Below are 14,050 nucleotides of genomic sequence, written 5' to 3'. Positions count from 1 at the left end.
TCTTTCACAAATGTGTGAATAGTTTGAAGGCTATGATGTAACTGCATGTGTCGACAGGGGTAGAGGAGGTCTGTGTGGAGGAGCAGGACCAGCAGGAACAGGCGGTCCTGCGGTTCGTCGAGCAATTCGCGCTGTTGCTCGCGGACTCGGGCACACCACGGATGGCTGCCCGGGTTTTCGCCTACGTCCTCGCCGACGATGCCGAGCGCTACACCGCCCAAGAACTTTCCGCCGGGTTGCAGGTCAGTCCGGCCGCGATCTCCGGAGCCGTCCGCTACCTCGTGCAATCCGGATTGCTCGGCCGGGAACGCGAACCAGGGGCCCGCGCCGACACTTATCGCGTCTACGACGAGGACGTCTGGTACGCGATCACCGCCCGGCGTCAGGAAGCGCTGGACCGGGCCCTGCGGTTCCTCAGCGACGGCGTCGAACTGCTCGACGCCGCCCGTCCCGGTGGCCGCCGGGTCCGTGAGACGCTGGAGTACTACCGGTTCATGCGTGCCGAACTCCCCGAAATGATGAGCCGCTGGCAGAAACACCGCCGCGAGATGTTCCCCGACGCCGACTGACCTGTGCACGGCCACGTTCGGCCGGTCCTCAGCGGGCGATATGGTGACGGTATTCGAGGCCGAGACCGTCGCCTGCCTCGAAGACGATCCGGTCGTATTCGATCACGAATCCGAATATTAGCGGGCGTAGTAGCGGTGGAGCGGCCGGTTCGACCGCCACGGTGTGGCCCTGTGTCGTAATCAGGATCCGGGCGTATACGAAGGAGCCGTCAGCGCCGGTGACCTGCCACGACAGTGGGTGGTCGATACTGGCCGTGAAGGCGAACGCGGCGCCACGTGCGTCGCAGAGCGCGAAGCCGAGAAGCGGATGCATTCGCCGGTCGCGCAAGATTGCGCCCGCGTAGGTCCCGTTCGGATAGTAGAAATAGCGGGCGGCGACGCCGTGGCGGATATGGAAGGCCGTCGGGCCCGGTCCGTCGAGGACGGCGAGTCGATGCCCGAGGTGGCGGCCATCCCATAGTGATTGATCATGTGCGTCGGTGATCTCCGCATCGCGTGCGTGATACAGCTCCTGGCCGGGCCGGAGGCGAGCGTTGAATTCTCGGGTCATCCGGTGGGCGCGGGCACGGCGGAAACGCGCGATCAACCATCCTGCCAGCACCATCGCATACACCGTCGGTGCCGGTGCGAGCTGCCAGGCAAGCGTCGACAGGGTATCCGCGTACGCGCCCCAGATCGGCCCGACCACGACGTCGATCCGGTGCCCCTTGTCGCCTCCGCTCGCTCCGGCGATCCTGCCTTCGCCGATGGTGCCGTCCGGAAAGGTCCATTTGCCCGAGCATCCGGCGGGCCGCACGCTGGTGCAGTAGTCGACCTCGGCCACTACCCGCCGCCCCTGGGTGAAGTCGTAGATCACGGATATCGTGTAGGCAGTGCTTCCCACGAGGATCGCGACCAGCACTGCCGAGGCAATCCAATTCGACCGTCCCTGGCGCCGCCTGGCCGGCCGAGCCAGTTTCACAGGCGTCCGGTGAGGTCGTTCACCAGTTCCACGACACTGGCCGGGTCGTCGTCGAGGGCCAGGTGCCCACAGCCTTCGAGTACGCGTAGTTCACTCCCGAGCAGGTCGCGGACGGCGGGTTCGAGACGGTCGGGTGGCAGGAAGATGTCATGGGCGCCTACAGCCACCACGCAGGGTGTCGACCGGCAGCGGTCGAGCAGTGCGGGCGCCAGAGGTGCGGGTGCCAGGGTGGTTCGGCAGTAGCGGGCCACGAGGGTCATCCACTCCGCCAGCTGCGGTGCTACAGGGTGGGTGGGGCCTGTCATCAGGCGCAGGAGCCGGTGTGCGCGCTCGGGTGAAGGAGCGGCGAGCCAGGCCAGGGTTGCCGCGAGCAGACGCAGCGGTACCTTCAGGCGAACGAGCCCGGCCGGCGCTACGAGCACGCGGCCGGTGATCCGCTCGGAGGGGCAGGCCAAGGCGATCGCCCCGCCCAGGGAATGCCCGAGCAGTACGGCCGCATCGGGCGCTGTCTGCTCGAGCACTTCGTCGAGCCACCGTCCGTACCAGGCGAGCCGGTTTCTGCGTGGCCGCTGTGGCGCGCTGAGTCCGGGCTGGCCCGGGACATCGACGGCGATGACCCGATATCGCGTCGCCAGCTCGGCCAGAAACGGTCGTGCGGCCGCGGTGTTCATGTTCGTTCCCGGGACCACCACGACAGTGGGCCCCGACTTGTGTTCATGGCCGAGGGCCACGACCCGGGTGGGCCCGGCCGTTGTCGTGATGGTCCACCGCCGGTGGGCTGTGCGCCATTCCTGTAGTTGCTCGGTGCACCACAGGCCGATCACTTCACCGCTGGGTGTGTTGATGTACGCCGATCCCATCGGCCGGCTCCCGTTTTCCGATGTACGGCGGTCCTCGAAAGCTGACGGCATGATCAGGACCCCTGTTGGTAGATGTCGGGAATGCCGTCGTTGTCGTCGTCGCGGGCTCCTTCTTCGGCGATGCGGCGGTAGACGCGGTTTCGCAGGCGTAGCACGATGGTGGCCAGGAGTGCGGCGGTCAGGGTGCCGACGAGGACCCCGATGCGGACGTGGTCTTCCCAGCGGGGTTGGTCGGCGAATGCCAGTTCCCCGATCAGCAGTGAGACCGTGAATCCGATCCCGCCGAGCAATGCGACTCCGGTGACGTCGATCCAGCTCAGGTCGGAGTCCAGTTCGGCGCGCGTGAGTTTCGCGGTCAGGAAGGTCGTGAGCAGAATGCCGAATGCCTTACCGGCCACCAGACCGACGATGACGCCGAGGGTGACCCGGTCGGTGAGCGAATCGACCAACCCGTCGAGCCCGCCGATGGTCACCCCGGCGGCGAAGAACGCGAACACCGGCACCGCGAACCCGGCGGAGAACGGCCGGATCCGGTGCTCGAACCACTCGGCCAACCCCGGGTCGTGCGCCGACGGATCACCGACCCCGGATCGGGTGGTGAGAACGGGCACAGCGAAACCCAGCAAGACCCCGGCGACGGTGGCGTGGACTCCGGATTGGTGTACCAGCCACCAGGCCGCCGACGCCAGCGGTATCAGCAGCCACGGCGAGCGGATCCGGCGCTGGACCGCGAAGGTGAAGGCGGCGAGGGGTAGCGCGGCCAGTCCCAGGTAGGGCAGATGCAGTTCGTCGGTGTAGAAGATCGCGATCACCGTCACCGCGAGAAGATCGTCGACCACAGCGAGTGTGAGCAGGAAAGTACGTAGCGCGGTGGGCAGATGAGAACTGACGACCGCGAGGACGGCCAGGGCGAAGGCGATATCGGTGGCGGTGGGGATCGCCCAGCCCTGCACGGCGTCGCCGTTGCCGAGGTTGAACGCGAGGAAGATCAATGCCGGGCCGACCATCCCGCCGATTGCTGCCACGACCGGTAGTGCCGCGCGGCGGGGGTCGCGCAGGTCCCCGGCGACGAATTCGCGTTTGAGTTCGAGTCCGACGACGAAGAAGAACACCGCGAGCAGGCCGTCGGCGGCCCAGGTCTCCAGCGAGAGGTTCAGATGCAGGCCCGCCGGGCCCACCTGGAAATCGCGTAGCGCTTCGTAGGCGTTCGACCAGGGAGTGTTGGCCCAGATTAGTCCGATCGCCGCGGCGATGATCAGGAGCACACCACCGGCGGTCTCGGTGCGTAGGATCGCCGTGATCCGCCGGGTCTCCGGCCAGGAACCTCGGGCGAAGAGTGAGGGGCGGGGCCGGGGCGAGCTCATCAGCGCGTGTCATCTTTCGTCGGCATCGACCCCGGCCCGCAATCGGACCGGGTACGCCGACCAGACTTCCCGGCTCTCCTACTGTAAAGATGCCGTAAAGACCGCTGGAAACGCAAACCGCGGGTTCGTGACTCCAGTGGACCGAACCACTCCTTCCTACGGCTCGGGCGCTGCAATTCCCGAGGCTCGCGGGCTACAGCGAGGTATCCGGGGAAGGATGGTCAGCGGTGTATTGCTCGCGCCATCGGTCGATCAACGGGACCAGTTCGTTGAGCATGAAGGTGTAGAAGTCCTGCATTTCGTGCAGGCGCCGGGCGGTGACGGTGTCCGCGCTGGTGGCGTCTATGCCTTCCTGGGCCGAATCGCGCATGGTGGCCAGCAGCATGTTCTGCTGCGACATCAATGCCGCCCACGCGCCGCTGCGGAACCGGTAGTGATCGCGGCGACTGCCCGGCGCGGGTACGCGTTCGATCAGCCCGACCGGTATCAGGTGCTTTATCGCGGTAGAGACCGCCCCGGAACTGATCGACAGTTCCGCGCACAGGTCGGCGGCGGTCATTGTGTCCTGCTCGGTGTAGAGCAGCGCTGTCAGTACGCGCGCGGTCGAACGTTGCATCCCGCCACCCGCCGACAGGGTCAGGGCCAGTTTCTCTGCCGCATCTCGCAATCGCTCGTTGGTTCCCACACCGCGAAGGTACCAGAACTGCGAATATTCTGAATATTTACAAAACTTTGAAAGTTCGATACTTTCTGTCCTATGGTGAAAGCAATCGAGCTGAACGGGCTCACGAAGACCTACGGCTCGGCACGAGGTCTGACCGAACTGTCTCTATCGGTGGAACAAGGGGAGGTGTTCGGCTATCTGGGTCCCAACGGCGCCGGGAAATCCACCACGATCCGATTGCTGCTGGACCTGATCCGGCCCACCAGCGGCACGGCCCGGGTGCTCGGACTGGACCCGCGCGCCGACGCCGTCGCGCTACATGCGCGGATCGGTTATCTCGCCGGTGATTTCGTCGCTCCTGGTCGGCAGCGCGTCGGCGCGGCGCTGCGGTTTCTTGCCGCCTTGCGGAGCGGATCGGGCGCAGACCGCATCGATGCGTTGTGTGAGCGGCTGGAGTTGGATCAGCACAAACAGATCTCGGCCTTGTCGAAGGGCAACCGGCAGAAGGTCGGGCTGGTGCAGGCGTTCATGCACGAACCCGAGCTGCTCATCTTGGACGAGCCCACCTCGGGGCTGGATCCCCTGGCCCAGCAGACCTTCCTGGACATGGTCGCCGAAGCCGCGGCCGCCGGGCAGACGGTTTTCATGTCCAGCCACATCATGAGCGAAGTCGAAGCGGTCGCGGACCGGGTCGCCATCATCCGCGAAGGCCGCCTCGTCGCCCTCGACACCGTCGCGGGTCTGCGCGTTGACGCCGTCCGCGCCGTCGAGGTCACCTTCACCCGGCCGGTCGATCCGGCCGAATTCACCACGCTGGCCGGTGTCGCCGAGGTCCGGACCGAGGGCATGACTCTGCGCTGCCAGGTGACAGGCAGTCCGGACGCTCTGCTGCGCGCCCTCGCCGGGCACCACGTCGCGGGACTGCTGGTCACCGAGCCCGCACTCGAAGATCTGTTTTACAGCTACTACACCGGAGAAGCCGATGCTGCCTGATATCTACACCCGAACCCTTGTCGACAACCGTCGCGGTCTGCTCGCCTGGTCGATCGGCACGGCAGTGATCGGATTGATGTATGCCGCTTTCTACCCGCAGGTCTCCGAAGGCGGTATGGCCGAAACCGTGCGGACCTACCCCGAAGCGATGCGCGAGGCCTTGCGGATGGACGATATGAGCTCGGCCGCAGGGTATCTGGGCTCCACCGTTTTCGGTTTGCTGCTTCCGCTGTTGGTGATGGCCTTCGGCGTGACCTTCGGTGCCCGGGCCGTCGCCGGGGACGAGGAAACCGGCTACCTGGACCTGCTCCTCGCCCACCCGGTCGGCCGCATCCCGCTCGCCGTACAACGTTTCGCCGGCCTGGTCACCGGTGCTAACGCGATCGCCTTACTGGTATTTCTCGGCATGCTCGCGGTGCGCTCCACGGCCGATCTCGAGTCGATCGGAATCGGCGAATTCGCGGCCCAGTGCGTACATTTGGCGCTGCTGGGCATCACTTTCGGTGCGCTGGCCATCGGGTTGGGTGCCGCGCTCGGCCAACGCGGCCAGGTACTGGGTATCTCGGTGGGTATCGGTGTGCTCACCTACATCGCGGGAAACCTCGCCGGGGTGATCGGAGCCGATTGGCTGAAGTACCTGTCGCCGTTCCACTACTACATCGGCGGCGAACCCCTGCGGCACGGAATGCAATGGGCCGACGCGAGCATCCTCGCTGCGGCTTCGGCAGCCATGGTCGCGTGCGGATTCCTGCGGTTCGATCAGCGAGATCTGCGCTCCTGACCGAAACGCCGATGCCCCCGACCCGAGGTTCGCGGGGCATCGGCGCGTGGTGTCCGGCCGAGGTCATCGGCCCGTCGGGGAAGTGACTTTCTTCTCTGACCCGTACCGCCTCGACACGCGAGACTCGATTCGTAGTCCGAGCCGGAAGAGGTGTTCGTGATGCCGGAACCCGCGCCGATGGCACCCATACCGTGGGCGGCACTCACTCGGATCTGGGCGCTGCGACCAAGCAATCCGAGCATGCTGATGCGCCCGTGCGATCGCTTCGAAACCGTCCTCCGGATGGCCGCGGTGATCGCGGTGGCGCTGCTGGTCCCGGTCGCGGGAGCGCTGGGCACCACCTCCTACACCGATACAGCAGCGGCCGTGCGGATCGAACATGCGACGAGATCCGCCGTCGAGGCAGAGATCGTGAGTGAGCCCGTGGCGACCGGTGTGCATTCCGGGGAAGCGCGAGTTGCCTGGAAGAGCAACGGCCGCAGCGGCGAAGCGGAGGTGCCCGTGCCTGCCACGGCCCTGGCCGGTGACCGGATCGCGGTCTGGATCGACGAGCACGGCACTCGGGCCGACCCACCCCGGAATCCCGATGTTGCGGCAACGACCGGTGTCACCACCGCGGTCACGGTTCTTCTGCTCGGCACTTCGGGTGCCTGGTGCACGGTGTGCGTGGTGTCGTGGCTGCTGTCCCGGCGCAGGGACAAGCAGTGGGATACAGAGTGGCGCGCCGCCACCGGCATCGCCGAGAACTCACCCTGACATGCAGCGGGACTCGTCCCCGAGGGCGCCGGTGTTCCGGTCGGAAGGATTCCCCATGCCCAGCGACAACAACCCGGATACCGCAGCGGAGCAGACGATACTGGCGGCCGCCGACGGTTCGACCAGTGCCTGCCGAGCGGTGGCGTGGGCGTCCGCCGAGGCTGTTCTGCGCGGCTGCGCACTCCATATCATCACGTCGATGGGATACCCGGAGGCTACGATCCCGATACAGCGCCCGCCCCGGCCGATCGGCGCCGGCTCGGCCATGAGGGCGAGCAGATTCTGGCCGAAGCCGCCCGGACAGCACGGGCAGCTTCTTCGGGATCCGAACCAGTGGTCACGACGGAACTGACTTTCGAACTCATCGCACCGGCTCTCATCGCGAGATCCGCACATGCCCAGATGCTGGTTGTGGGCAGCCGTGGAATGGGTGCGTTCCAGCGTGGGCTTCTCGGGTCGGTGAGTACCGCCACCACGCATCACGCCCACTGCCCGGTGGCTGTCGTCCACACGCTGTCCGCGCTGGACCCGGTATCGGTCACCAAGCCGGTGGTGGTGGGTGTCGACGGCACCGCGAACAGCAGGCCCGCAACAGCACTGGCCTTCGACGAAGCTACCCGCAGGAAAGTGGACCTGGTCGCGGTGCACGCCTGGACCGATACCAGCAGTCTGGATGTTTCGGTCGAGGGGTGGGAAGAACCTGCTCGCGCGGTGCTGACTCGGAGCCTGGGCGAGTACCCGGAACGCTATCCCGACGTCCGGGTGCGGTCGGTGGTGACGGTGAACAGGCCCGTGCGTTCCCTGCTCGAAGAATCCGAGGAGGCCCAGTTGCTGGTTGTGGGCAGCCACGGCCGCGGCGGATTCTCCAGCATGGTCCTCGGCTCGACCAGTAATACGCTGCTGCACACGGTGGAAGTGCCGATGCTCGTCGTACGGTCCGCCTATCGCGGCTGAACCGCCTTCGGTGCTGCCGTCGCCGGGCTGCATTCGGGGGCGGGGCCCGCTCGGCCACTCGAATGAGGAGCCGGACCTACATGTCGCTCGTATCGGGACCAAGGTCCCTCATGAGATGCGAGTCACTCCCGCGGTGCGGGTCCGTCCGGCGTTGTGAACGGTGACTTTGGTTTCTGTGCTGATCGGAGTTTCGGGCGAAGTATCGGGTACGGATCATTTCGCATCGACCTGGGACAGCACATGGCAACGATCGAGCAGCGCAGCAACCGTCAGGAGCCCTTTGGTCAGGAGCCCCTGACTGGGACGCCTCTGCTGCCGTCCACGGTCGGTGCGGCGTCCCGGGATCTGCGTCGGCGCTGGGTCGCCGCGACGACGATCGGAGCTGCCGCCGCATGGGCGCTTCCGGTTGTGGTCTGTCTGTCGGCGCCGGACCTATCTCACTGGAAGGCGGCTGCTGTCCTACTGTTCGCGGCAATGGTGGGCGGCGCCGGGCTGGCGTGCTTCCAGGCGCGCGTACTGCGCCGCCGGTTGGGGTCGCTAGTGGTCAGGGATTGGATCCTGGCCACGGCGGCAGCCGCTGTCGTCGAGTGGGCGGTGATTCTGCTGGCCATCGTTCACGGGGCGAAGGTTGCGACCTGGCCGGTCTTCACCCAGGTCCCAGTGGTGGCCTCGGGGATGTTGGTGATGGCGTTCGCGCTCGGAACCGCCCAGTGGTGCGTTCTGCGGCATTGGTCGGATGAGGCGGCGCTCTGGATATGGGCGAATGCCGTGGCCTGGATCATGGGAGCGGCGGTCTTCGTCGCCGTGGCCCAGTCGCTGAGCAGCAGCGGGTCACCGGCCACCATGTTCGTCTTCGTCGTAGCGGTACTCGGGGCGACCCTCCGCGGTGCGGTCGCAGCCCCCATCACCGGCGCCTATCTCGTCCCTGTTTTCGCTCCTGAGCATCTTCGCCTCGCTGTCCGGTGCAGTGATAAGCCGGCGACCCGAGAAACCACCGGGCCGGTGCTGCACACGCACCGATATCCGACGGGGATCGCTCGAGCACCGGAACCGCCTGTGCGGGTGATCGTCGGCCTCCGGTCCCGGGCCCGGCCGGCCGAAATCCCCCCCGCGGGGCGACGGCCCGAAGCTGGTGTGACCGACTCGGCAGCAGCATCTGAATGTGCCCCGGCCGCGGACTCGCGGGTCCTTCTCGCAGCGGCACCGGACGTTGTCGAGAAATGACTTTGGTCCCCACGAAACGGCAGTTGTGCACTGGTGGCAGCGAGCGACGGCGCCGAGCCTGGTAAGGAGCGGGAACCCGACGACGCTCGAAATAGAGCGGATGTCATGGCGCCCGGCGCGTTCGATTCGGCCCGCACAGGTACACGAGGTGATCAGGAATGCGTGCACGAGATATTCTCAGCCGCCCAGTCGTCACGGTCCGCCGTGACACCCCGCTGTCGGAAGCCGTCGCGTTGCTGACCGGCCACGGATTCGCTGCCCTGCCCGTTGTCGACGACGGCGAACGGGTCGTGGGGATTTTGTCAGAGTCGGATGCGATGGCGGCGATCGAATCCGGTCGCGAAGGCAGCGTGGTCGGGGTCGCCATGCGCACACCGGTGCAGGTGGTCGGCCCCACCGCCGAGGTACCGGAAATAGTGAAGGTCATCCTCGACCACCATCGCCGGTCGCTGCCGGTGGTGGAGGCCGGGGTGCTGGTCGGCATCGTGTCCCGCCGTGATCTGCTGCGGGCGCTGGCACGCGACGAGCAGGCGATCGAATCGCGGGTGTGTTCGCTGCTCGACGACTACTCCGGCAGCCACCGCCAATGGGATGTCGAGGTCGCCGGCAATACGGTCACGATTCGGGGTATCTGCGCCGACGAGACCGAACAGCGCGTCCTGGCGGCTATGACGCGGACGATCGCGGGAGTCGAGGACGTGCAGATCGTGGACACCGCGGCACTCTAGTCCGGTCAGTGCTCATCAGGTCTCTCCGTGGCACCAGCGTGTCCGGTGTCGTCGATTCTGCGGTTCTGCCCTATGAAGTCGCCTCGACCGGGCGGTGCCGCGGCGGATGCAGGAAGCGATCCAGTCGTACCGCGATATAGCCGAGAACGGAGATCGCGCACACCGTCAGCAGGTCGGGTAGCGCCAGTTTCTCGGTACCGAGAACGTCGCGCAGGAACGGCACGTACAGGCCCGCCAGCTGCAGCAGCATCGCGCCGGCGACAGCTACCAGCAACAGCGGATTGTCCAGCGAACGGGCCCTGGTGCGGGAACCCAGTGCCGCGCCGAGCTGGGTCATGCCCAGCGCCAGGAATGCCATGCTCTGCCACGGCCGCCCGGTGGCCGCGGCCCATATGGCGACGCCGATAGTCACCGCGGTGAGGACGACGGCGATGCGCAGCACGCGTTGCCACAGACCACCGCCCAGAATGCTTTCGGTGGGCGGGCGCGGCCGCCGGTTCATCGCGTCCGGTTCGGCAGGCTCCCCGCCCAGCGCTACGCCGGGCAGGCCGTGAGTGAGCAGGTTGATCCACAGGATCTGGGCCGGGAGCAGCGGGAGTCCGAGCCCGAAGAACGGCCCGATCAACATGACGGCGATCTCGGCCGCGCCACCGGCCAGGCCGTAGACGAGGAACCTGCGGATGTTGTCGTAGACCCTGCGGCCTTCTTCCACCGCGACGACGACAGTATCGAGATTGTCGTCCGCGAGCACGAGGTCGGCGGCCTGGCGGGCGACTTCGGTGCCGCGCCCACCCATCGCTATCCCGATATCGGCCCGCTGCAGCGCGGGACCGTCGTTGACTCCATCTCCGGTCATGGCCACGACTTGCCCGGATTGCTGCAAAGCTTCGATGATGTTCAACTTCTGCCCCGGCGAGGTTCGAGCGAATACCGGGCTGGTGACCATATCCGGGTCGCCGACCTCGCGACGGCAGTCGATCACCGGCTCGCCGGGGCGGAGGATGCCGAGTCGGGTAGCGATCGCGCGCGCCGTGCCCGCGTGATCACCGGTGATGAGCACCGGACGGATGCCGGCCCGGCCGCATGCTGCGACGGTGGCCGCTGCCGCGATCCGTGGCGGGTCGTAGATCGCGATCAGGCCGAGCAGGCGCAGGTGCTGTTCCATGTCTTTATCACCGGAGCGTGGCGGGGTCTCCCGATCGGTTTGTGCCACCGCCAAGACCCGGAAACCTTCCTGTGCCCACTGTTCTGCCTGCTCGGCTGCCTGCGCCGGCAACGCCGGATCGTCGTCGAGCACCGCCGCGGTGAGTATCGCCTCCGGCGCGCCCTTGCAGACGATCCGGTACGTGCCGTCGGTGTGCCGATGGGCTGTCGACATTCGCTTGCGGTCGCTGTCGAATGGACGCTCGGCTACCCGGGGCATCCGGGCCCGCAGGCCGTCGGTGTCGAGGTGGAGTTTCATGGCGGCGGCGAGTAAGGCGAGTTCGGTCGGATCGCCCAGTGCGGTCCATTCGGTGGCCTCGGTGTCGGTGGGAGGGGACAGCCGTGCATCGTTGCACAGGGCGCCCGCAGCCAGTACTGCCGTGATCGCCGGCTGGTCTCCGGGCCGCAGCGGGCGGTCTGCCACGGTGACGACACCCGTCGGTGCGTAGCCGGTACCGGTGACGGAGGCCTCCACCTCTGGTGTCCATATACGGCGCGCCGCCATCCGTCCTTCGGTGAGGGTGCCTGTTTTGTCGGTCGCCAGCACCGTCACCGATCCCAGCGTCTCCACGGCGGGCAGATGCCGGACGAGTGCCCGCCGCAGCGCCATCCGTCGCGCACCGAGTGCCAGGGCGAGCGTGACCACGGCGGGCAGTGATTCGGGAACGGCCGCGACCGCGAGGCTGATCGCGGTCACCACCATCAACTCGACCGGTTGACCCCGGAACAGACCCAGGACGAGCACGACCGCACACAGGGCCACCACGACCCCGGCCAGTATCCGGCCGAAATCGGTCAGCCTGCGTTGTAGCGGCGTCGAGCCGTGACGCTGGTCCAGCAGGTAGGCGATCCGGCCGGTCGCGCTCGCTGCTCCGACTGCGGTGACCACGGCTCGGCCGCGTCCCCGCACCACGACGGTGCCCGCCGCCAGGCCGGCTTCCGTGGTGGTGTTCTTGTCCACCGGTACCGATTCGCCCGTTACCGCCGACTCGTCGATCGCGAGTGCTTCCGACTCGCAGGCGGCGGCGTCCGCCGCCAGGATGTCGCCTTCGCCGAGGACGAGAAGATCGCCGACGACCACCTCGGCGGCGGGTATTTCGCGTTGCACGCCGTCGCGCACCACTCTGGCAGCGGGCGCGGTCAGTTCCGTGAGCGCCGAAATCGCGTGGTCGGCCCGGACCTCCTGGACGACGCCGACAAGCGTGTTGACGACCACCACCATCGAGATGACCGCCATATCCGCCCAGTCGCCGGTCACTAGGGTCAATGCCGCGGCGATCAAGAGCACGATGATCAGCGGATCCCGCAATTGGGTCAGCACTCGCTGCCACAGCCGGGTGGGCGGCCGCTGAGGCAGCACATTCGGCCCATCGGTCGCCAATCGGCCGGCTGCCTGCGCAGTTGTCAATCCTTCGGCTTGCTGCGCCGGGTGGCTCTCGCTCAGTGCCACGTGTCGTCACCTCCCGCGTGCCGCCGGCTTTCGCCTGGTCATCCCGGCTACTGCCCGGGATATTCAAGAAGGTCGGCGGTCTTCTCGTGTGCTCGACCGGCCGGACCTCTTTCGGGTTTGCGGACCGATCAGGGTGGACGATGCATGCATCTGCCGGCCACTCGGCGGGCGTCGGAAGTCATGGTTCGAGTCTCGCCCGTTCCCGAGTGACCGAGCAGGGTCGTGGGTCCCCGGACCACGGGACCATCGACCCGGCCGGCTCGCGTTCGATGCCCTGAGAAGTTCGCCGGGTTCCTGCCGCGAACGATCCCCCGATCGGTTGCGGTCTGCCCCATCCGGCGCCGCCGTGGGCTACCGGCATGTGGATCAGGGACCAAAGACTCCTGGCGGTCTGCCCAGCTCTGTATAGCGTCGTGACCATGACAGAAGGGCCCAATGATACGACGGTCGAACGGGCGGTGCTCCTCGCCGGGAGGGCTCCCTCGCTGCACAACAGCCAGCCCTGGCTGTGGCGATACGACGGCCGGGTATTGCGCCTGCACGCCGTGCCCGAACGGATGCTGCCGACGACAGATCCCAGCGGCCGGCAGATGCTGATCAGCTGCGGCGCCGCCCTGGCGCATCTACGGGCGGCGATGGCGGCGGCGGGGTGGCGGCTGTCGATCGCCCGCTTCCCCGACCCGAATGAACGGAATCACTTGGTGAACATCACTTTCCACCGCTCGACGGTCGTCACCGAGGCAGAACTCGCCCGCAGTGAGGTGATCAACCGGCGCTACACCGACCGGAGGCCGTTCGGCGAGCCCGAAGGCTGGTCCGATTTCGAAACAGTGCTGAGATCCACTGTCGATCCCTACGACGCTGTTGTGGATGTGCTGCCCGAGGACAGCCGGGCCACGCTGGCGCACGCCGCGCGGATGACAGCGGCACTACGCCGCTACGACTCGGGATATCACGCCGAATTGCATTGGTGGACCGGACATGTGATCAGCGCGGCGGGAGTTCCCCGAAGCGCGCTGGCGTCCTCCGGTGAACAGGAGCGGGTGGGCGTCGGCCGGCAGTTCCCGGCCCGCGAGGCCGAATCCGAACAGGAGGAGGACGGCGAGATCGACCGCGCCGCCATACTGGCATTGTCCACCACCTCCGACAGCCACGACGAGGTGGTCCGCTGTGGTGAGGTGCTGTCGACGGTGCTGCTGGAATCGACGCTCGCCGGATACGCGACCTGTCCGCTCACTCATCTGACCGAGGTACCACGCAGCCGCGAGGTGGTCCGGGAACTGATCGGCGGCGAGCACCGGCTACCGCAAGTCCTGGTCAGGGTCGGTGCCCCACCGCTGCAGGACCACCCCGTAGAGCGGACTCCCCGGTTGCCTCTTCGCGATATTCTCTCCATGACAACCACCTGACCGACCAACTCGGATCGGCTGAACGCTCCGCGCTCCTTTCCGGAGTCGGTCTTTCGGCCAGCTCTGATGTCACTCATCGGTGGATGCGGACGTCGGTCGAGATCGGAAGATGTGCGTATCGGCGAATTTTGACG

At 66.9% G+C, this 14,050-nt stretch carries 13 protein-coding genes; 7 read left to right on the top strand and 6 right to left on the bottom strand.

Going from position 1 to position 14,050, the window contains the following annotated elements:
* The first annotated feature begins 74 nt into the window (after positions 1-74).
* Complete coding sequence (locus tag NF4_RS33055) at positions 75-569, top strand: GbsR/MarR family transcriptional regulator (protein ID WP_063131326.1); 495 nt, start codon at positions 75-77, stop codon at positions 567-569.
* Between the two features lie 28 nt (positions 570-597).
* On the opposite strand, the gene NF4_RS33050 is transcribed toward NF4_RS33055, so the two are convergent.
* From NF4_RS33050 to NF4_RS33035, 4 genes are all read right to left on the bottom strand, one after another.
* Complete coding sequence (locus NF4_RS33050; protein WP_157120731.1) at positions 598-1,425, bottom strand: hypothetical protein; 828 nt, start codon at positions 1,423-1,425, stop codon at positions 598-600.
* Between the two features lie 101 nt (positions 1,426-1,526).
* Positions 1,527-2,390: an alpha/beta fold hydrolase gene (locus NF4_RS33045; RefSeq protein WP_063131324.1), complete on the bottom strand. Its 864-nt coding sequence runs from the start codon at positions 2,388-2,390 to the stop codon at positions 1,527-1,529.
* Positions 2,391-2,443: 53 nt separating this feature from the next.
* Positions 2,444-3,754: a Na+/H+ antiporter NhaA gene (nhaA, locus tag NF4_RS33040; RefSeq protein WP_063131323.1), complete on the bottom strand. Its 1,311-nt coding sequence runs from the start codon at positions 3,752-3,754 to the stop codon at positions 2,444-2,446.
* A gap of 193 nt (positions 3,755-3,947) precedes the next feature.
* Positions 3,948-4,370, bottom strand: coding sequence for a GbsR/MarR family transcriptional regulator (locus tag NF4_RS33035; RefSeq protein WP_084533765.1), 423 nt, complete (start codon positions 4,368-4,370; stop codon positions 3,948-3,950).
* Between the two features lie 141 nt (positions 4,371-4,511).
* On the opposite strand from NF4_RS33035, the gene NF4_RS33030 reads away from it, so the two are divergent.
* From NF4_RS33030 to NF4_RS33015, 4 genes are all read left to right on the top strand, one after another.
* Positions 4,512-5,411 (top strand): ABC transporter ATP-binding protein, encoded by a 900-nt coding sequence (locus NF4_RS33030; RefSeq protein ID WP_063131322.1) that lies wholly within the window; start codon positions 4,512-4,514, stop codon positions 5,409-5,411.
* The gene (locus tag NF4_RS33025; protein ID WP_063131321.1) at positions 5,401-6,192 is read left to right on the top strand and encodes an ABC transporter permease subunit; all 792 of its coding nucleotides are present in this window, start codon (positions 5,401-5,403) and stop codon (positions 6,190-6,192) included. The genes NF4_RS33030 and NF4_RS33025 overlap by 11 nt, the downstream gene beginning before the upstream one ends.
* Positions 6,193-6,351: 159 nt before the next feature.
* Positions 6,352-6,948, top strand: coding sequence for an Rv1733c family protein (locus NF4_RS33020; protein ID WP_157120730.1), 597 nt, complete (start codon positions 6,352-6,354; stop codon positions 6,946-6,948).
* Positions 6,949-7,092: 144 nt separating this feature from the next.
* Positions 7,093-7,902 carry a universal stress protein gene (locus NF4_RS33015; RefSeq protein ID WP_232330759.1) on the top strand — a complete coding sequence of 270 codons (810 nt, stop codon included), beginning with the start codon at positions 7,093-7,095 and terminating at the stop codon, positions 7,900-7,902.
* A 614-nt stretch (positions 7,903-8,516) separates the two neighbouring features.
* Here the strand turns inward: NF4_RS33015 and NF4_RS38315 are convergent.
* Positions 8,517-8,747 (bottom strand): hypothetical protein, encoded by a 231-nt coding sequence (locus tag NF4_RS38315; protein WP_198165562.1) that lies wholly within the window; start codon positions 8,745-8,747, stop codon positions 8,517-8,519.
* 537 nt (positions 8,748-9,284) lie between these two features.
* Here NF4_RS38315 and NF4_RS33005 point away from each other — a divergent pair.
* Complete coding sequence (locus tag NF4_RS33005; protein WP_063131318.1) at positions 9,285-9,854, top strand: CBS domain-containing protein; 570 nt, start codon at positions 9,285-9,287, stop codon at positions 9,852-9,854.
* A gap of 70 nt (positions 9,855-9,924) precedes the next feature.
* On the opposite strand, the gene NF4_RS33000 is transcribed toward NF4_RS33005, so the two are convergent.
* Positions 9,925-12,507: a cation-translocating P-type ATPase gene (locus NF4_RS33000; protein WP_232330758.1), complete on the bottom strand. Its 2,583-nt coding sequence runs from the start codon at positions 12,505-12,507 to the stop codon at positions 9,925-9,927.
* A 419-nt stretch (positions 12,508-12,926) separates the two neighbouring features.
* On the opposite strand from NF4_RS33000, the gene NF4_RS32995 reads away from it, so the two are divergent.
* On the top strand, positions 12,927-13,916 hold the full coding sequence (locus NF4_RS32995) for an Acg family FMN-binding oxidoreductase (protein ID WP_063131317.1): 990 nt from the start codon (positions 12,927-12,929) through the stop codon (positions 13,914-13,916).
* Positions 13,917-14,050 lie beyond the last annotated feature (134 nt).

It is taken from the genome of Nocardia fusca NBRC 14340 (assembly GCF_001618425.1).
Lineage (GTDB): Bacteria > Actinomycetota > Actinomycetes > Mycobacteriales > Mycobacteriaceae > Nocardia > Nocardia fusca.
Note: the sequence above shows the minus strand (reverse complement) of the source record. Positions and strands in the feature narration are given on the sequence as shown.